Annotated in this window: 17 protein-coding genes; 10 read left to right on the forward strand and 7 right to left on the reverse strand. The window is 68.6% G+C overall.

The window, feature by feature from the left end; translation table 11 throughout:
* The first annotated feature begins 6 nt into the window (after positions 1 to 6).
* The 3 genes from AC57B8_RS28420 to AC57B8_RS28430 are packed head-to-tail and all read left to right on the forward strand — an operon-like array spanning position 7 to position 2791.
* On the forward strand, positions 7 to 1401 hold the full coding sequence (locus AC57B8_RS28420; RefSeq protein ID WP_496481437.1) for an ethanolamine ammonia-lyase subunit EutB: 1395 nt from the start codon (positions 7 to 9) through the stop codon (positions 1399 to 1401).
* Positions 1398 to 2213, forward strand: a complete 816-nt coding sequence (eutC, locus tag AC57B8_RS28425) for an ethanolamine ammonia-lyase subunit EutC (protein WP_496481438.1) — start codon at positions 1398 to 1400, stop codon at positions 2211 to 2213. Before AC57B8_RS28420 ends, eutC begins: the two co-directional genes overlap by 4 nt.
* Positions 2210 to 2791, forward strand: a complete 582-nt coding sequence (locus AC57B8_RS28430; protein ID WP_062474448.1) for a peroxidase-related enzyme — start codon at positions 2210 to 2212, stop codon at positions 2789 to 2791. Before eutC ends, AC57B8_RS28430 begins: the two co-directional genes overlap by 4 nt.
* Positions 2792 to 2813: 22 nt before the next feature.
* On the opposite strand, the gene AC57B8_RS28435 is transcribed toward AC57B8_RS28430, so the two are convergent.
* The 3 genes from AC57B8_RS28435 to AC57B8_RS28445 are packed head-to-tail and all read right to left on the reverse strand — an operon-like array spanning position 2814 to position 5907.
* Complete coding sequence (locus AC57B8_RS28435; RefSeq protein WP_496481439.1) at positions 2814 to 4577, reverse strand: phosphoethanolamine transferase; 1764 nt, start codon at positions 4575 to 4577, stop codon at positions 2814 to 2816.
* 57 nt (positions 4578 to 4634) lie between these two features.
* A complete protein-coding gene (locus tag AC57B8_RS28440) occupies positions 4635 to 5210 on the reverse strand; it encodes a phosphatase PAP2 family protein (RefSeq protein ID WP_496481440.1) in 576 nt (191 codons plus the stop codon).
* A complete protein-coding gene (locus AC57B8_RS28445; RefSeq protein ID WP_495263770.1) occupies positions 5197 to 5907 on the reverse strand; it encodes a phosphatase PAP2 family protein in 711 nt (236 codons plus the stop codon). The genes AC57B8_RS28440 and AC57B8_RS28445 overlap by 14 nt, the downstream gene beginning before the upstream one ends.
* Before the next feature lie 138 nt (positions 5908 to 6045).
* Between AC57B8_RS28445 and AC57B8_RS28450 the strand changes: the two genes are divergently transcribed.
* On the forward strand, positions 6046 to 6720 hold the full coding sequence (locus AC57B8_RS28450) for a response regulator (RefSeq protein WP_062474437.1): 675 nt from the start codon (positions 6046 to 6048) through the stop codon (positions 6718 to 6720).
* Positions 6717 to 8075, forward strand: a complete 1359-nt coding sequence (locus AC57B8_RS28455) for an ATP-binding protein (RefSeq protein WP_495263769.1) — start codon at positions 6717 to 6719, stop codon at positions 8073 to 8075. Before AC57B8_RS28450 ends, AC57B8_RS28455 begins: the two co-directional genes overlap by 4 nt.
* A gap of 30 nt (positions 8076 to 8105) precedes the next feature.
* Here the strand turns inward: AC57B8_RS28455 and AC57B8_RS28460 are convergent, their stop codons facing one another.
* From AC57B8_RS28460 to AC57B8_RS28470, 3 genes are all read right to left on the reverse strand, one after another.
* Positions 8106 to 8528, reverse strand: coding sequence for an acyl-CoA thioesterase (locus tag AC57B8_RS28460; RefSeq protein WP_307694017.1), 423 nt, complete (start codon positions 8526 to 8528; stop codon positions 8106 to 8108).
* Complete coding sequence (locus AC57B8_RS28465; RefSeq protein WP_235926640.1) at positions 8525 to 9358, reverse strand: DMT family transporter; 834 nt, start codon at positions 9356 to 9358, stop codon at positions 8525 to 8527. Before AC57B8_RS28465 ends, AC57B8_RS28460 begins: the two co-directional genes overlap by 4 nt.
* A gap of 77 nt (positions 9359 to 9435) precedes the next feature.
* Complete coding sequence (locus tag AC57B8_RS28470; protein ID WP_369647498.1) at positions 9436 to 10218, reverse strand: SDR family oxidoreductase; 783 nt, start codon at positions 10216 to 10218, stop codon at positions 9436 to 9438.
* A 140-nt stretch (positions 10219 to 10358) separates the two neighbouring features.
* Between AC57B8_RS28470 and AC57B8_RS28475 the strand changes: the two genes are divergently transcribed.
* Positions 10359 to 12062, forward strand: a complete 1704-nt coding sequence (locus tag AC57B8_RS28475) for an electron transfer flavoprotein-ubiquinone oxidoreductase (RefSeq protein ID WP_095947441.1) — start codon at positions 10359 to 10361, stop codon at positions 12060 to 12062.
* Positions 12063 to 12117: 55 nt separating this feature from the next.
* Here the strand turns inward: AC57B8_RS28475 and AC57B8_RS28480 are convergent, their stop codons facing one another.
* Positions 12118 to 13179 carry a hypothetical protein gene (locus tag AC57B8_RS28480; RefSeq protein WP_496481441.1) on the reverse strand — a complete coding sequence of 354 codons (1062 nt, stop codon included), beginning with the start codon at positions 13177 to 13179 and terminating at the stop codon, positions 12118 to 12120.
* A 57-nt stretch (positions 13180 to 13236) separates the two neighbouring features.
* Between AC57B8_RS28480 and denD the strand changes: the two genes are divergently transcribed.
* The 4 genes from denD to AC57B8_RS28500 all read left to right on the forward strand — a co-directional run bounded on the left by denD (position 13237) and on the right by AC57B8_RS28500 (position 17179).
* Complete coding sequence (denD, locus tag AC57B8_RS28485; RefSeq protein ID WP_070059377.1) at positions 13237 to 14253, forward strand: D-erythronate dehydrogenase; 1017 nt, start codon at positions 13237 to 13239, stop codon at positions 14251 to 14253.
* A gap of 55 nt (positions 14254 to 14308) precedes the next feature.
* Positions 14309 to 15283 carry a TRAP transporter substrate-binding protein gene (locus AC57B8_RS28490; protein ID WP_062474422.1) on the forward strand — a complete coding sequence of 325 codons (975 nt, stop codon included), beginning with the start codon at positions 14309 to 14311 and terminating at the stop codon, positions 15281 to 15283.
* A gap of 80 nt (positions 15284 to 15363) precedes the next feature.
* Complete coding sequence (locus AC57B8_RS28495) at positions 15364 to 15876, forward strand: TRAP transporter small permease (protein WP_062474469.1); 513 nt, start codon at positions 15364 to 15366, stop codon at positions 15874 to 15876.
* Positions 15877 to 15886: 10 nt separating this feature from the next.
* A complete protein-coding gene (locus AC57B8_RS28500) occupies positions 15887 to 17179 on the forward strand; it encodes a TRAP transporter large permease (protein WP_062474420.1) in 1293 nt (430 codons plus the stop codon).
* Positions 17180 to 17214: the final 35 nt, after the last annotated feature.

The following is a 17214-nucleotide window of genomic DNA, read 5'->3' on the forward strand; positions in this document are numbered from 1 at the left end:
AAAAAGATGCGCTACCGCACCACCATTGCTGGCCAAAGCTTCGTCTTCGACGACCTGCGGCAGGTGCTCGCCTGCGCCAGCCCCGCGCGCTCGGGCGACTACCTCGCGGGCCTCGGCGCGGCGACCGCGCAGCAGCGCATGGCCGCACGCCACGTGCTGGCCGACACGCCACTCAAGCAGTTCCTCACCGAGGCGCTGATTCCCTACGAGCAGGACAACATCACGCGGCTCATCATCGACACGCACGATGCACAGGCCTTCGCGCCGGTCGCGCACCTCACGGTCGGCGACTTCCGCAACTGGCTGCTGTCGGAACAAGCCACCACAGAGGCTCTCGCCGCGCTGGCACCGGGCCTCACGCCCGAGATGGTGGCAGCCGTGTCCAAGCTCATGCGCAACCAGGACCTGGTCGCGGTCGCGAAGAAGTGCCACGTGGTCACGCGCTTTCGCGACACCATCGGCCTGCCCGGCCACCTGTCCGTGCGCCTGCAACCCAACCACCCCACCGACGACCTGCGCGGGGTGGCCGCCTCCACGCTCGACGGCCTGCTCTACGGCGCGGGCGACGCGGTCATCGGCATCAACCCCGTGTCCGACAGCCTGCCGGTGCTCGGGCGCCTGCTGCACATGCTCGACGAGGTGATCCAGCGCTTCGAGATCCCCACGCAAAGCTGCGTGCTCACGCACGTGACCAACACGCTGAAGCTCGCCGAGGCCGGCGCGCCGGTCGACCTCGTGTTCCAGTCGATCGCGGGCACCGAGCAGGCCAACCTGTCGTTCGGGGTGACGCCCGCGCTGCTCGACGAGGCCCATGCCGCGGCGCAGTCGCTTTCGCGCGGCACCGTCGGCAACAACCTCATGTACTTCGAGACCGGCCAGGGCAGCGCGCTCTCGGCCAACGCCCATTTCGGCGTCGACCAGCAGACCTGCGAGGTGCGCGCCTATGCGCTGGCGCGGCGCTACCAGCCGCTGCTCATCAACACCGTGGTCGGTTTCATCGGCCCCGAGTACCTGTACGACGGCAAGCAGATCATCCGCGCCGGGCTCGAAGACCATTTCAGCGGCAAGCTGATGGGCCTGCCGATCGGCTGCGACATCTGCTACACCAACCACGCCGAAGCCGACCAGGACGACATGGACACGCTGCTCGTGCTGCTGGGCACCGCGGGCATCAACTTCATCATGGGCATCCCGGGCGCCGACGACGTGATGCTCAACTACCAGAGCACCTCGTTCCACGACGCCCTCTTCCTGCGCGAGACGCTGGGCCTGAAGCGCGCGCCCGAGTTCGAGGCCTGGCTGCAACGCATGCAGATCACCGACACCACCGGGCGGCTCGCGCCGCCCACGGCCAACCGGCTGTTGAGCGACATGGGCGGGCTGTCCGCGCTGGCCCCATGAGCGATTCACCCGTCACCCCCAACCCCTGGGCGCAATGGCGCGCCGCCACGCCCGCGCGGCTCGCACTCGGTCGCGCCGGTGCCGGCATGCCCACCGACGAAACGCTGCGCTTCGGCTGGGCCCACGCGATGGCGCGCGACGCGATCCATGCGGCGCTCGATGTCGACGCGCTCGATGCCGCACTGCGCGCGGACCAGTGGGACGTGAATCGCGTGCGCAGCCGCGCGCCCGACCGCACCACCTACCTGCGCCGCCCCGACCTCGGCCGCCAGCTCGATACCGAAGACGCCGCGCGCCTGCGCGACGATCGGCCCGTGGGCGGGTGCGACGTCTGCCTCGTGATCGGCGATGGTCTCTCCTCCCTCGCCGTCGCCCGCCACGCCGTGCCGCTGCTCGCCGCGCTGCGCCCGCAGTTGCCGCCCGGCACCCGCCTGTCGCCTGTGTTCATCGCCACCCAGGCGCGCGTGGCACTGGCCGACGAACTGGGCGAAGCGGTCGGTGCGGGGCTGTCGATCATGCTGATCGGCGAACGCCCGGGCCTGAGCTCGCCCGACAGCCTCGGCATCTACCTGACCCATTCGCCACGCCGCGGCCGGCACGACGCCGAACGCAACTGCATCTCGAACGTGCGGCCCGAGGGGCTGTCGTACGCGCAGGCCGCCTTCAAGCTCGCGTGGCTGGTGCGCGAATCGCTGCGTCGGGGGCTGAGCGGTGTGGGGCTCAAGGACGAGAGCGACCTGGCGGTGCTCGCTGCAGGCCCGGACGCCGTTGCCTATGATCCCGGGACCGATCCCCAGGAGACAAGCAGATGAACGCCCCTCGCTACCCCCTCGCCGAACTGAAAGACCTGCCCGACGACATCCGCACCGCGATCCTCGCCGTGCAGGAAAAGGCCGGCTTCGTGCCCAACGTGTTCCTCGGCCTTGCGCGCCGCCCCGCCGAGTGGCGGGCCTTCTTCGCGTACCACGACGCGCTGATGCTGAAGGAAGAAGGCTCGCTCACCAAGGGCGACCGCGAGATGATCGTCACCGCCACCAGCGCGGTCAATCAATGCCTGTACTGCGTGGTGGCGCACGGCGCGCTGCTGCGCATCTACGAGAAGAAACCGCTGGTGGCCGACCAGGTGGCGGTGAACTACCGCAAGGCCGACATCACGCAGCGCCAGCGCGCGATGCTCGACTTTGCGATGAAGGTCTGCGAACGCTCGCACGAAATCGACGACCGCGACTTCGGGCCGCTGCACGCGCACGGCTTCGACGACGAGGACATCTGGGACATCGCGGCCATCACCGCCTTCTTCGGCCTGAGCAACCGCCTGGCCAGCTTCAGCGGCATGCAGCCGAACCCCGAGTTCTTCCTGATGGGCCGGCTGCCGCGCGAAAAGAAGTAAGAAGCCGAAGCTGCGGGCGCGCTCAGGCCTTGCCGCGGCACGAGGCCAGCGCGTCGAGCGCGGGCTTGTAGGTGGGCGTGGTCACGTCCATCAGGCCCAGCACCGTGTGATAGAGGTTGTCGTGCGTGAGCGGCGCGTCCAGGCCCGCCTCCATGCACGAACGCGAGAGCTTGCGGCGCTCGCTCATGCCGTCGCCGAACCAGGTGACCATGGGCACGTGCTTTTGCGCATCGGGCGCGAAGCTGTAGGGCACGCCGTGCAGGAACAGCCCGTATTCGCCCAGCGACTCGCCGTGGTCGCTCATGTACAGCAGCGCCGTGTCGTACTGCTTCGATTGGGTCTGGAGCCAGTCGATGGTCTGGCCGAGGAAATGGTCGGTCTGCGCGATCGAGTTGTCGTAGACGTTCATCAGCTCGGCATGCGCGCACTCGGCCAGCGCGTTGGTCTTGCACTCTGGCGTGAAGCGCTTCAGCTCGGGCGCCGAGCGCTTGTAGTAGGCCGGGCCGTGACTGCCCATCTGGTGCATGACGAGCACGACGCCCTTGGCGCGGCGCTCGGCGGGCAGCGCGGCGATGCGTTCATCGAGGCCCGTGAGCATCACGTTGTCGAGGCATTCCTCGCCGTCGCACAGGGCCTTCTTGGTGGCCGCATCGAGCCCGTCGAAGGCCGAGGCGTTCGGGATGCGCGCGCACACGCCCTTGCAGCCGGCCTGGTTGTCGAGCCAGAACACGGCCAGGCCCGAGGCCTGCAGCACGTCCATGAGGTTCTCGTACTCGTCCTTGCGCGACTCGTAGCCGCTCTTGCCCAGGGGCGAGAACATGCAGGGCACCGAGGCCAGCGTGTTGGTGCCGCACGAGCGCACCTCGCGGTAGCTCAGCACGTTGCGCTTGGCGAGTTCGGGCGTGGTGTCGCGGGCGTAGCCGTTCAGGCCGAAGTGATCGGACCGCGCGGTCTCGCCCACCACCACGACGAACAGCGGCGGGCGCTTCTGCGCCGCATAGCTCGCGCCCAGCGCCGTGCCTGCGGTGATCGGGATCAGCTTGCTGCTGCGCTTGAACATCGGCTTGAGCACCACGGCGCCGGCCGAGTACAGGCTGGCGATCGGGTTCATCATGTAGCGCAGGTGCACGTTGTTGCGCATCAGCGGCGCGAGCTGCCGGTTCATGGCCACGGCCGTGACCACCGCCACGACGGCGGCCAGCACCAGCAGCAGCGCGTTGCGCCAGACGTGCGACAGCAGCCCCATCGGCACGATGCGCACGCGCCAGATCGCCCAGGCCGCCGGCAGCACGACCACGAGCACGTTGAAGGCCATGCGCCCGCTCAGCAGGTCGCGCGCTTCATTGGGGTCGGTCTGGAACGCGTTCGCGATCATGCTCGGGTCCATCACCACGCGGTACTGGAGCATGTAGTGCTGCGCCACCGCGGCGATCACGACCACGAGCAGCCACAACGGCTTCATCCAGCGCGACCAGGCCGTGAGCGACAGCATCGCCACGGTGCCGCAGAACGTGAGCATCCCCAGCGCGGCGATGGTCGGCATGTAGGTGCTGGGCGCGCCGCCCAGGCGGGCCAGGTCGTTCAGCAGCGGCCAGTTGGCGGTGAGGCCGAGGTACAGGCTGAGCCAGACGATCACCTGCCGCGTCGAGCGGGGCTGCGAGATCCAGCGGTCGATGCGTTGCCAGAAAGTGCCGGCGGCGCCCGCATCCGACAGCGGCGCGGGACGGGATTCAGATCGGCTGGGAGCACGCGCCAGGAGCGCGGAGTCGAGACGCGAAACAGACATGCCGCCAATGTAGGCAGCGTGCCTGAAGAGAGCCTGAACAGTTCATTCAGAGCGCATTCAGGCTCGGCCGACGCGCGCGCGGCGCAGCAGCCGCAAGCGCGGGCTGCGCGACACCGCGCGGCCGGCGGGGCGGCTGATGCCGCGCTCCACCACGATCGAGACCAGCGCCGCCAGGATCGCGGCGGCCGTCACATCGGTCGGGAAATGCAGGCCCAGGTACAGCCGGCTCCAGGCCACCACCACCGCCGCCACCAGGGCCAGCCGCATCGGCGTGCGCCAGGGCAGGCACCACAGCGAGAAGGCGGCGGCAAACGTGCCGGCCGCATGCAGGCTGGGGAAGCCCGGGCGCGCACCCTGCGGCACCCACTGGATGCCCAGGCCGTAGAACGCGGGCCGCGGGAACGGCAGCACCGAGCGGAACACGTTCACCACCAGCCACACGACGAGCACGCTGACCAGTGCGGTGAAGAAGGCGTGGCGCCAGCGGCGATCGAAGGCCGCGGCGGCCGCGATGGACAGCGCCAGCAGGGTCGGCAGCACGTCGGACGCGAACATCGCGAAGCGCAGGCTCCACGCCGGCGCGGAGGCCGAGGCGTTGATCCAGCTGAACAGGGCGAAATCAAGGGCTTGCATGCAGGGGCGCGGTGCGCTCGATGGGAGGGGACGTCCGGCGGCGCGTCGCCACCAGCTCGATGAGGAAGCCGACGCTCCAGCAGACCCAGGCGGTCCACAGCGTGTGGCTCATGTAATGCGCGCCGCGCATCTGCTGCGCCACGCCGAGCACGAGCCCGGCGACCAGCGCCACACACAGCCACACGATGGCCCCACGCGGCGCCACATGTCGCAGCACGAAATACCCGCCGAGGTAGGCAAAGGCGGCCGAGGCATGGCCGGCCGGGAAGCAGCCGCCCGGCCCGCCGTCGTCCTGGCCCCAGGCCCAGTGCGACACATAGCGCGCCACGCCGCCGAACTCCTTCAGGTCCCAGGGGCAGCTGGTGTCGCTCGCGTGCTTGATCAGGCTCACGGCCAGCACCGAGGCCAGCACCGTCAGCGCCAGCTGCACGCGGGCGCCCGTGTCCAGGCGCCGCAGCACGCCCACGGGCCAGCGGATGGCGGCGAACAGGCCGATCACCAGCAGCCAGCTGAGGTTTCTCGCGCCCTCGTGCATCACGTGCACCAGGAAGGGGTTCTCGCGCCAGGGAAAGCCCATCGGCGTGCCGGCCAGGCGGGCCAGCGGCAGGTCGCCGCCAAGGGCGTCCCAGATCATCAGCAGGGCCAGGGCAAGCAAGGTCAGGGCTCCGAGACGGAGATGCGGGGTACGACGGGTCATGAAGAAAAACAGGCCTCGGAACAGACTGGCGCGAGCCTACGCACGCGGGATGAACCCAGTCTGAAGCGACCTGAACGATTCCTGACGCGATCGCCAGAGGGGCGGCGCTAGACTTCGAGTTTTTGTAAGGGCCACCGCGTGCGAATCTTGCTGGTCGAAGATGACAGTTCGTTGGCAGACGCGGTCTGCAGCTACCTGGTCGCCAAGGCGTTCGTCGTCGACGTGGCCCCCAGCCTGGCCGAGGCGCGCGGCGCCCTGCTCTCGGTGCAGTACGCGGCGGTGCTGCTCGACCTGCATCTGGGCGACGGCGACGGCCTCTCTTTGCTGCCGCAGGTGCGTGCGCTGCGCGAGCCGCCCATCGTCATCGTGCTCACGGCGCGCGACCAGGTCACCGACCGTATCCGCGGGCTCGACGCGGGCGCCGACGACTACCTCATCAAACCCTACGACCCGGCCGAGCTGCTGGCGCGGCTGCGCGCCGTGGAGCGCCGGCGCAGCGCCAACACCTCGCCGGTGCTGCAGCTGGGCACGCTGGAGATCGACCTGGCCCACGACCGCGTGCGCAAGGACGGCGTGCCCGTCGTGCTCACGCAGAAGGAATGGGCCCTGCTGCGCGTGATGGCCACGCGGCCCGAACGCATCCACACGCGCGACAACCTGGCCGACGCGCTGTACGGCTTCGGCGACGAGGCCGACAGCAACACGCTCGAGGTGTTCATCAGCCGGCTGCGGCGCAAGCTCGGGCGCAGCCACATCCAGACGCTGCGCGGCCTGGGCTACCGGCTGTCGTTCTCTGCGGACGACGAGGAATGACCAGCGCCCTGCTGCGCGACCGCCGCGATTCGCTGGCCGGGCGCCTCACGCGCACGCTGATCCTGTGGGTCGGCGGCGTGTGGCTGCTGTGCGTGCTCGCCGTGGTCTGGTACGTGGACCGCGAGATCAACCACAACTTCGACAACGAGCTGGTGGAGGTGTCGCACCGCATGTTCGACATGGCGGTGCAGGAGCTCGAGAAGCTGCGCCTGCGCCATGAAAGCGGCAAGCAGGACACGCCGCTGATCGCACCCAAGCAGCTGTTCTCCGAAGACGCCGTGATGTACCAGGTGGTCGACGTGCACGAGCACGTGCTGCTGCGCTCGGCCGAAGCGCCCGACGACGCCTTCGATGTGCCGCTGGCCGCGGGCTTCGCCAACAACCAGACCTGGCGCATCTACACCGTGCGCCATCCCACGCTGGGCCTGTACTTCCAGGTGGCCGACCCGCTGGACGAACGCCGCCGCGCGCTGAACCGCACGCTGTTCGGCCTCATCATCCCGCTCGGCGCGGTGTTGCCGCTGCTGGCGCTGGTGCTGCGCCGGGTGGCGCGCACCGAGCTGCGCGTGCTGCAGCAGCTGGCCGCCGAGATCGAAAAGCGCAACGGCGCCGACCTGCGCCCCATCACCCTGCCCGGCCTGCCGCAGGAACTGCGCGCGGTGGGCGACCATGTCAACCGGCTGCTGCAGCGGCTGTCGCAGTCGCTCGACGTGGAGCGCGCGCTGGCCGCCAATGCCGCGCACGAACTGCGCACGCCGCTGGCCGCCGCGCGCCTGCGGCTGCAGACCGCGCTCGACCACGACCTGAAGCGCGCCGACGTCGAAGGCGCGCTGCAGGCGCTGCAGATGCTGAGCCACCGTGCTGAAAAGCTGCTGCAGCTGTCACGCGCGGAATCGGGCGCCTCGCTCGCGCGGGCACGGGTCGATCTGGTCCAGCTGGCGGGCACGGTGGCGCAGGAGTTCTGGCAAGACCCGCACATCAACGAACGCCTGAAGCTCAAGGTGCCCGACAGCGCGGCGCCCGTGGCCTTCGGCGATGTCGACGCGTTGGCGATCGCGTTGCGCAACCTCGTGGAGAACGCGCTGCGCTACAGCGGCGACGGCCGCGTGACGATCGAGGTGGCGGCGCCCTGCGTGCTCGCGGTGCGCGATGGCGGCCCGGGTGTCAGCCCCGAACAGCTGCAGTCGCTGCACCACCGCCATGTGCGCCACGGCTCGGACCGCGCCGGCTACGGCCTGGGCATGTCGATCGTGAGCACCATCGTCGAGAAGCACAACGCGACGCTGGAACTGGCCTCGCCGCCGCCCGGCATGGCGCGCGGCTTCGAGGCGCGCATCGTGCTGCGGCCGGCCTGAGCTTTTTTTCGCAGACGCGTCAGCGCGTCCTCAGTCGCTGACGATCTCGCGCAGCCAGTCGGGCAGCGCCAGCGCCTTCTGCTTCGGAAAGTCGACCCAGATGGTGGTGGCGCCGCCGGCCGCGCAGAGCACGTCGGGCGCGTCCTCGCGGACCATGGTGGCCCAGCTTTCGAAGGTGGTGCGCCCCGGGTCGCTCACGTACATCTGGATCCGCACGTTGCCCGGGTACTCGATCTGGCGGTAGAAGTTGCAGAAGGCGTTGACGATCACCATGCCCTCGCCGCCCGGCGTGGGCTCGACGCCGAGCGAGCGGATCCAGTCGATGCGCGCCGTTTCGAGGTAGCGGAAGTAGGTGCCGTTGTTCAGGTGGCCCATGGCGTCCATGTCGCCCCAGCGGATGGGGATCGACATTTCATACACGAGCTTCTTCTTTTCGGGGATTTCGATTCTCATCGGTGGGCCTTGATGGATGCGAGGATGCCCAGGACGAACAGCGCCGCCGCCACCCACTCGGTGGCCTGCGGCCAGCGGCCGTCCCAGAGGAAGGAATAGAGCAAGGCGAACAGCGTCTCGCTCACGATGAGCTGGCCGCACAGGCTGGCCGAAAGGCGCTGGCTCGCGACGTTCCAGAGAATGGTCGCGAGCCACGACGAGCCGAAGCCGCTCGCCAGCGCGATCCAGATGAAGAGCATGCCGTCGGGCTGCGACTGCAGCGTGGCGACATCGCTGCCCGCCACAGCCCACAGCAGCAAGGCCCCGAGGCCGGTGGCAATGCCCAGCCAGTTGGCCCAGTCGGCCGCATGCACCTCGCGGTGCCGTTGCAGCCAGGCGGCGTTGAGCAGGCCGTAGACCGTCCAGCTCACCATCGAACACAGCGCCAGCGCGATGCCCCAGCCGAAGCGCGCGCCGCCACCACCGCCCGCGCCGTGCTGCGCCGACCACGCGCCCCAGATCATCAGCGCGATGCCCGCGCCCGTGAGCAGCAGGCCGGGCAGCAAGGCCCGCATGTGCAGGCCCGCGGGCCGGCCCAGCAGCATCATCCAGACGGGAATGGTGCCGATGATGAGGCTGGGCACCTCGGTGCCCGCCGCCGCGATGCCGAAGGCCAGCAGCAGGTAGTAGCCGCTGAAGCCCAGCACGCTGAGGCCGAGCGCCGCCAGCGCCTGCCGGCCCGTGGGCCAGCGCACGGCCGCGGGCCGTGCGAACACCGCCAGCGCCGACACCGCGCCGAACACTGCGAAGCGCGCCGCTGTGATGTCGACCATGCCGAAGTGGCCGACCATGCGCGGCGCCACGAACACCAGGCCCCAGAGCGCGCCTGCGCCCAGGCCGGCGGCAATGCCGATCCAGGCCCGGGGGCTCAGATCGCGAACCCGTCGTCGGCGGCGATGACCGCGCCGTTCACGAAATGGCTCTCGCCGCTGGCCAACAGCACGATCAGGCCGTCGAGGTCTTCGGGCTTGCCCACGCGCTTGCGCGGCAGCATGTTGACCAGCTTGGCGCCGCCCTCGGTGCTCCAGTGCTCCTCGTTGAGCTCGGTCGTGATGTAGCCCGGGCACAGCGCATTCACGTTGATGCCGAAGCGGCCCCATTCGAGCGCCATGGCCTTGGTCATCTGCACCACGGTGGCCTTGCTCATGCAGTAGGTGCCGATCTGCGGCATGACCTTCAGCGCCGCTGACGACGCGATGTTGATGATGCGTCCGCCGATGTAGGTGCCCGGCGCCTTGCCCTGGGCGCGCGCCAGCATGCGCTTGCCGACCTCCTGCGCGACGAAGAAGGAGCCCTTCACGTTGGTGTCGAAGATGTAGTCGTAGTCCTCGGGCGTGACGTCCTGCAGGCGCTGCGTGGCGCTCACGCCCGAGTTGTTGACCAGGATGTCGATGGGCCCGACCTCGGTCTCGGCGCGCGCGACGGCGGCCTTGATGCTGCCAATGTCGGTCACGTCGAGCTCGACCACGTGGGCGTCATGGCCCTCGCCCTCGATGCGCGCGCGCAGCTCCTTGAGCTTCTCGACGCGGCGGCTGGCCAGCACCACGGCGGCGCCGGCACGGGCCAGTGTCTTGGCAAACTGGGCACCCAGTCCGCTGGAGGCGCCGGTGACGAAAGCCACGCGGCCGGAGAGATCGATGCTGTAAGCCATGAGCTGAATCCTGTGGAGTCGCGCAGGTGACGCAGGGTGCCTCGCCTGCGGGCGACAAGGCCACCGCCGGACGCCGCATAAAATGCCCGGCGAACCGGGACGCCCCCGCGCCTCTAAAAATCATTATCGACCCAACCCACATGACGCACGACGAAATCCTCGCCCAGTTCGGCCCTCGCGAAGCCATGGAATACGACGTGGTCGTGGTCGGCGGCGGCCCCGCCGGCCTCTCGACCGCGATCCGCCTCAAGCAGCTCGCCGCCCAGCAGGAGAAGGAAATCTCCGTCGTGGTGCTCGAGAAGGGTTCCGAGCCCGGCGCGCACATCCTGTCGGGCGCCATCATGGACCCGCGCGCGCTCAACGAGCTGCTGCCCGACTGGGAGGAACTCGGCGCCCCGCTGAACCAGCCCGTGACCGACGACGCCATGGTGTTCCTGAGCGAAAAGTCGGGCCTGCGCACGCCTAACGCCTTCCTGCCGGCCTGCTTCCAGAACCACGGCAACTACATCATCAGCCTGGGTGCCTTCACCAAATGGCTGGCGCAGCAGGCCGAGAACCTCGGCGTGGAAATCTTCCCCGGCTTCCCGGCCGCCGAGGTGCTCTACAACGAGAACGGCTCGGTGCGCGGCGTGGCCACCGGCAACATGGGCGTGGGCAAGGACGGCGAACCCACCGAGAACTTCCAGCTCGGCATGGAACTGCTGGGCAAGTACACGGTGTTCGCCGAAGGCGCGCGCGGCCACCTGGGCCGCCAACTCATCGCCAGGTTCAAGCTCGACGAAGGCCGCGACCCGCAGACCTACGGCCTGGGCGTCAAGGAAGTCTGGGAAATCGATCCCAAGCGCCACCAGCCCGGCTTCGTGCTGCACACGGCCGGCTGGCCGATGGACAACAACACCTACGGCGGCGCGTTCCTCTATCACATGGAGGACAACAAGGTCACGATGGGCTTCATCACGGGCCTGGACTACAGCAACCCGTACCTGAGCCCGTTCGAGGAAATGCAGCGCTGGAAGCTGCACCCCAACATCCGCTGGTACCTCGAGGGCGACGAAGCCAAGGGCATCAAGCCCGCCAAGCGCATCGGCTACGGCGCGCGCGCCATCACGGCCGGCGGCCTGATGTCGCTGCCCAAGACGGTGTTCCCGGGCGGCGCGCTGGTCGGCTGCGAGGCCGGCTACCTGAACGTGAGCCGCATCAAGGGCAGCCACGCCGCCATCAAGACCGGCATGCTGTGCGCCGAGGCCGCGTTCGACGCGGTCATGGCCGGCCGCCAGCACGACGAACTCACGGCCTACCCCGCCGCGTTCGAGAAGAGCTGGCTCTACACCGAGCTGAACAAGGCGCGCAACTTCAAGGCCTGGTTCAAGAAGGGCCTGGGCATCGCCACGGTCATGAACGGCGTCGAGCAATGGCTGCTCAAGGGCCACATCCCATGGACCCTGCGCCGCAACAAGCCCGACCACCAGTACCTGAAGCCGGCCGCCGAGTGCAAGCCCATCGTCTATCCGAAGCCGGACGGCAAGCTCACCTTCGACCGCCTCTCCAGCGTGTTCATCAGCAACACGAACCATGAAGAGCAGCAACCCGCCCACCTGACGCTGAAGGACGCGTCGGTGCCGGTCAACGTCAACCTCGCCAAGTTCGCCGGCCCCGAAAGCCGCTACTGCCCGGCCGGCGTGTACGAGTTCGTGCCCGACGAAGCCAGCGCCGGCAAGGAGCGCCTGCAGATCAACGCGCAGAACTGCGTGCACTGCAAGACCTGCGACATCAAGGACCCGACGCAGAACATCGTCTGGGTCACGCCCGAAGGCGGCGGCGGTCCGAACTACGTGGGCATGTAAGCCCCAACGCGTCGATGCATGAAAGCCCTCTTCGGAGGGCTTTCTTCATGGCGCTTCAGGCGAGGTACGCGGCGACCTCGTCGGGCGTGAGGAAGTGCACCAGCGACACCTGCGGGTTCTGCTCGGCGTGCAACACGTGGGTGAACCCGGTCCAGCCGCGTGCGGGCTTGTCGTCCGTCTCCAGTGCGACGAGCACCAGCCGCCCCTGCCGGCGCGCGTTCTCGCGCAGCGTGCCTTCGCCCCAGGACCACGCCATGCGGTCCACCAGCTCGCCCTGGGCGAAGGCCGTCGCCTGCAGCCAGAGGAAGGCGGCGGCATCACTGTCCTCGTCGCGGCGCGTGCGCGGCGGCTGCCGGATGCCCAGCGTCTGGGCATGCGTTTCCATCAGGTCCTGCAGCAGCGAGAAGGCGTGGAAGTTGTTGTTGATGCCCTGGGCGCGAACGACCATGCCCGCGCGCGACGCCGGCAGCAGGACCACCAGCTCGTCCTCGTACGACAGCTGGGCCGCGGCGCGCAGGAAGTGCAAGGCCTCGAAGGGCAGCGAGTCGTTGGCGTACATCGCCTCGATGTGCGCGAGCAGGCCTGCGTCCGCCACCAGCGACTGGTGATTGCGCACATCGCGCACCACCATGGTCATGAGCGGCAGCACCAGCAGGTCGACCGCGCGCTGCAGCGCATCGATCTCGAAACGCGCCTGCGGCGACAGCGCCGCGAGCGCCGCTTCGGCGGCCTGCCAGGCGGCGAGTTCCGCCTCGTCCCGTGGTTCCTCGTCCTCCTCGTCGGGTTCGTACGGCTGCGCCGCGCAGTACGGCGCCAACGACGCCAGCAGGCGCCCCGCCAGCTGCCGCACGGCGTCGAACATGAGCTGCGGATCGGCGCCGTTCTCGACCAACGCGCCGCAGAACACCGCCAGCAACGCGGCCCGGTGCGGATGCAGCTCGCCGAGCCGCGCGATGGCGGCCCGCAGCACCTCGTCCTTCGCCGAGCCCTCCACCACCTCGAAGTAGAGCGCACGGACCTCCGGCCGCTTGAAGAAGGAAGCCTGGGTGTCGAGGTCGGCGTCCTGCAGCACAGGCAAACGCAGGGTGGCGAGGAGATCGGGAGGCAGCATGGGCATGCGCAAATTGTGCGATACCACCGACGCTATCCTCGCGACACAAGGAGACAGGACCCCATGCACATCGTCATCACCGGCGGCGCCGGCTTTCTCGGCGCGCGCCTGGCGCGCACCCTCCTGGCGCTGGGCCAGCTCTCGCTCGCCGGCGCGCCCGCCCGCGACATCGCACGCATCACGCTGGTCGACCGCGCCCCGCCGCCGCCCGACCTCGCGGCCAACCCGCGCATCGCGGCCGCCACCGGCGACCTCAACGCCCAGCTGGCCGACGACGGCGCCACCTTCTGGCGCGAGGCCGACGCGGTGTTCCACCTTGCCGCCGCCGTCAGCGGCGAATGCGAAGCCGACTTCGACCTGGGCATGCGCAGCAACTTCGCCGCCACGCACGGCCTGCTCGAGAAGCTGCGCGCGCTCGGCACGCGCCCGGTGCTGGTGTTCTCCAGCTCGCTCGCGGTGTTCGGCGATTCGCCCGAGCAGCCGCTGCCCGCGCTCATCGACGACCACACGCTGCCCACGCCGCAGACCAGCTACGGCATCCAGAAATTCATCGGCGAGCAGTTGGTGGCCGACTACACGCGCAAGGGCTTCGTGCAGGGGCGCAGCGTGCGCCTCATGACGGTGAGCGTGCGCCCCGGCCTGCCCAACGGCGCGGCCTCGGGCTTCTTCAGCGGCATGATCCGCGAGCCGCTCGCCGGCCTGCGCGCGGCCTGCCCGGTGCCCGACGAGACGCCCGTGGCCATCGCCTCGCCGGCTCGGACCATCGAAGGCATCGTGCGCGCCGCCGAAGCCAGCGACGCCGACTGGGGCCCGCGCACCGCGCTCAACCTGCCCTCGCTGGCCACCACCGTGGGCGAGATGGCCGCCGCGCTCGAACGCGTGGCCGGCCGCGCCGCCACCGACTTGCTCGACCGCACGCCCGACGCCGCCATCCGCCGCATCGTGAAAACCTGGCCCGGGCGCTTCGACACGCCGCGCGCCCGGGCCCTCGGTCTCACGGCCGACGAGAGCTTCGACGCGGTGATCCGCGCCTACGTCCGTGAAAGTCCCGACGCGGTCAAACTGGTTATTGGTGCATAGTCATTTCCTGACCTGCGCCTGACGCGCTTTCGACCCCCAACTCCCCGGAGACACCATGAAATTCGGCCACATCGCCGCCGCCTGCCTTTCGCTCGCCCTGGGCACCGCCGCCTTCGCGCAGCAACCCACCGTTCTCAAGATCGGCTATGCGACGTCCAAGGAATCGCATTACGGCGTGGGCTCCACCGTGTTCTGCGAAGAGGTCGAGAAGAACACCCAGAACCGCTTCAAGTGCCAGCACTTCGCCAACTCGGCGCTGGGCGGCGAGCGCGAGCAGATCGAAGCGATCCAGCTGGGCACGCAAGACCTGCTGAACACCTCGACCGGCCCCGTGGGCAACTTCGTGCCCGAGGTCAAGATCGTCGACATCCCCTTCCTGTTCCGCGACTACGACCATGCCCGCAAGGTCATGGACGGCCCCATCGGCCAGGACATCCTGACCAAATTCCCGAGCAAGGGCATCATCGCGCTGGCCTGGACCGAAAACGGCTTTCGCCACATGACGAACAGCAAGCGCGACATCGTCAAGCCCACCGACGCGGCCGGCCTGAAGATGCGCACCATGGAAAACAAGGTGCACATGGACGGCTACCGCACCTTCGGCATCCTGCCCACGCCGATGGCCTTCCCGGAACTGTTCGGCGCGCTGCAGCAAGGCACGGTCGACGGCCAGGAAAACCCGATTCCGGTGATCCTGTCCTCGAAGTTCTCGCAGGTGCAAAAGCACCTGTCGCTCACGGGCCACGTCTACTCGCCGGCGCTGCTGCTGCTGTCGCCCAAGGTGTGGAACAAGCTCTCGGACGCCGACAAGAAGGTGTTCACCGAAGCGGCGAAGAAGGCCTCGATCGCACAGCGCAAGAAGGTCAACGACGACGAGAACAACGGCATCGCCCAGCTTGAGAAAGACGGCATGAAGGTCACGCGCACCGTCGACGGCGCGGCCTTCCGCGAAGCCCTGAAGCCGGCCTACGTGGGCTACGCCAAGGAATTCGGCGCCGACAACATCAAGAAGATCACGGACGTCAAGTAAGACCGCTCCGCCCCGACCGCGCCCGGCCCGCCTCAGTGTGCCGGGCGCTTCGCATTTCCGACACCACAGAGAACCACAACGTGCAAGCCTTCGAGCGCTACTTTCTCGCCGCCAACCGGTGGGCGCTGATCCTCCTGCTGGCGGCCATGTCCGTCATCATCTTCACCAACGTCGTGCTGCGCTACACCACGAACCAGTCGATCGAATGGGCCGAAGAGGTGTCGCGCCACATGATGATCTGGCTCACCTTCCTGGGCGCCGGGCCCGTGCTGCGCTACGGCGGCCACATCGCCGTCGAGAACCTGCAGGATGCCCTGCCCCGGCCGGCGGCCGTGGCGGTGCGCATCGTGGTGGCCGGGCTGCTGTTCGCCTTCTTCGGCTTCATGGTCTGGTACGGCTGGCTCTACATGGAACGCACGATGTTCCAGCTCACCGCCGTGACGCAGATTCCGTTTGCCTACATCTACAGCGCGATGCTGATCGGCGGCGTGCTGCTGATCGTGCACTGGCTGCTGGTGGTGCGTGGCTACGTGCTGAACCGCGAGTTCGCGTCGGACGCGCATTTCGACGCCAACGCGTCGGCCTCGCTGTAAGGAGAAGACCATGGATGCCAGCATTGTCCTGATCGTCTCCGCCTGCGTGTTCCTGGCCATCGGCGTGCCCGTGGCCTTCGCGCTCGGCCTGGCCACGGCCGCCACCCTGATCCTCGCGGAAAGCTACCCGCTGATGGTGCTGCTGAAGGAAACCTTCACCGGCATCGACAGCTTTCCGCTGATGGCCGTGCCTTTCTTCATCCTGGCCGCCGAGCTCATGAGCGGCGGCTCGCTCACCGAGGTGCTGCTGCGCTTCGCGGGCCAGTTCGTCGGCCACCGGCGCGGCGGGCTGGGCTATACCAACGTGGTGTCGCTGACCTTCTTCTCGGGCATCTCGGGCTCGGCGCTGGCCGACGCGGCCGGCCCCGGCTCGATGCTCATCAAGATGATGGACAAGGCCGGCTACGACCGCTCGTACGCGGCGGCGCTGACGGCCTCCACGGCCATCGTGGGGCCGATCATTCCGCCCTCGATCATCATGATCATCTACGCGCTGCAGGACGAAACGGTGTCGGTCGGCCAGCTGTTCGTGGCCGGCATCGTGCCGGGCATCCTGATCGCGGTGGCGATGTGCGTCGTGAACTTCTACGTCTCGAAGAAGCGCAACTACAAGGGCGACGGCCAGACGCCGCCGCTGCGCGAGATCCTCATCACGACGTGGAAGGCGATTCCCGCCATCCTGCTGCCGGTGGTCATCCTGGGCGGCATGCGCGCCGGCTGGTTCACGCCCACCGAAGCCTCGGTGGTGGCGGTGTTCTATGCGCTGGTGTGCGGCAAGTTCATCTACCGCACGCTCGAGTGGAAGATGCTGCCCGACATCCTGTCGCGCTCGGCCCTGCTGTCGGCGTCGGTGCTGATCATCATCGGCCTGTCGGCCTCGTTCGCCTGGGTGCTGACCATCGAGGGCATTCCGCAGCAGATGGCCGAATGGCTCATCAGCATGAACCTCTCGCCGTGGATGTTCCTGATCATCGTCAACGTGTTCCTGCTCTTGTTCGGCATCTTCATCGAGCCGCTGCCGGGCGTGATGGTGCTGGCGCCGATTCTTGCGCCGGTGGCGATCAAGCTGGGCGTCGACCCGGTGCACTTCGCGATGATCGTGATCTTCAACCTCACGCTGGGCATGATCACGCCGCCGGTGGGCGGGCTGCTGTTCGTGACCTGCAACGTGTCGAAGGTGCCGATGTCGGCGCTGGTGAAGGAGCTGGTGCCCTTCCTGTGGGCGCACGGCGCGGTGCTGATGCTGCTGACCTTCGTGCCGATGCTCAGCACCTGGCTGCCGCGCGCGCTCGGGTTCAAGTAGCGGCGCAGGCCGCTCCCGCCCCCCGCCTTCACCCG

The sequence above is a fragment of the Variovorax sp. BGA-UO-ETr-C22 genome, assembly GCF_059567965.1.

What these genes read in the sequence shown, in the direction of transcription:
- AC57B8_RS28470 (WP_369647498.1), bottom strand. Translation starts at nt 10,218, where the DNA reads ATGGCTTACAGCATCGATCTCTCCGGCCGCGTGGCTTTCGTCACCGGC.
- AC57B8_RS28480 (WP_496481441.1), bottom strand. Translation starts at nt 13,179, where the DNA reads ATGCCCATGCTGCCTCCCGATCTCCTCGCCACCCTGCGTTTGCCTGTG.
- AC57B8_RS28435 (WP_496481439.1), bottom strand. Translation starts at nt 4,577, where the DNA reads ATGTCTGTTTCGCGTCTCGACTCCGCGCTCCTGGCGCGTGCTCCCAGC.
- AC57B8_RS28440 (WP_496481440.1), bottom strand. Translation starts at nt 5,210, where the DNA reads ATGCAAGCCCTTGATTTCGCCCTGTTCAGCTGGATCAACGCCTCGGCC.
- AC57B8_RS28465 (WP_235926640.1), bottom strand. Translation starts at nt 9,358, where the DNA reads ATGGTCGGCCACTTCGGCATGGTCGACATCACAGCGGCGCGCTTCGCA.
- AC57B8_RS28420 (WP_496481437.1), top strand. Translation starts at nt 7, where the DNA reads ATGCGCTACCGCACCACCATTGCTGGCCAAAGCTTCGTCTTCGACGAC.
- denD (WP_070059377.1), top strand. Translation starts at nt 13,237, where the DNA reads ATGCACATCGTCATCACCGGCGGCGCCGGCTTTCTCGGCGCGCGCCTG.
- AC57B8_RS28460 (WP_307694017.1), bottom strand. Translation starts at nt 8,528, where the DNA reads ATGAGAATCGAAATCCCCGAAAAGAAGAAGCTCGTGTATGAAATGTCG.
- AC57B8_RS28430 (WP_062474448.1), top strand. Translation starts at nt 2,210, where the DNA reads ATGAACGCCCCTCGCTACCCCCTCGCCGAACTGAAAGACCTGCCCGAC.
- AC57B8_RS28490 (WP_062474422.1), top strand. Translation starts at nt 14,309, where the DNA reads ATGAAATTCGGCCACATCGCCGCCGCCTGCCTTTCGCTCGCCCTGGGC.
- eutC (WP_496481438.1), top strand. Translation starts at nt 1,398, where the DNA reads ATGAGCGATTCACCCGTCACCCCCAACCCCTGGGCGCAATGGCGCGCC.
- AC57B8_RS28475 (WP_095947441.1), top strand. Translation starts at nt 10,359, where the DNA reads ATGACGCACGACGAAATCCTCGCCCAGTTCGGCCCTCGCGAAGCCATG.
- AC57B8_RS28455 (WP_495263769.1), top strand. Translation starts at nt 6,717, where the DNA reads ATGACCAGCGCCCTGCTGCGCGACCGCCGCGATTCGCTGGCCGGGCGC.
- AC57B8_RS28445 (WP_495263770.1), bottom strand. Translation starts at nt 5,907, where the DNA reads ATGACCCGTCGTACCCCGCATCTCCGTCTCGGAGCCCTGACCTTGCTT.
- AC57B8_RS28500 (WP_062474420.1), top strand. Translation starts at nt 15,887, where the DNA reads ATGGATGCCAGCATTGTCCTGATCGTCTCCGCCTGCGTGTTCCTGGCC.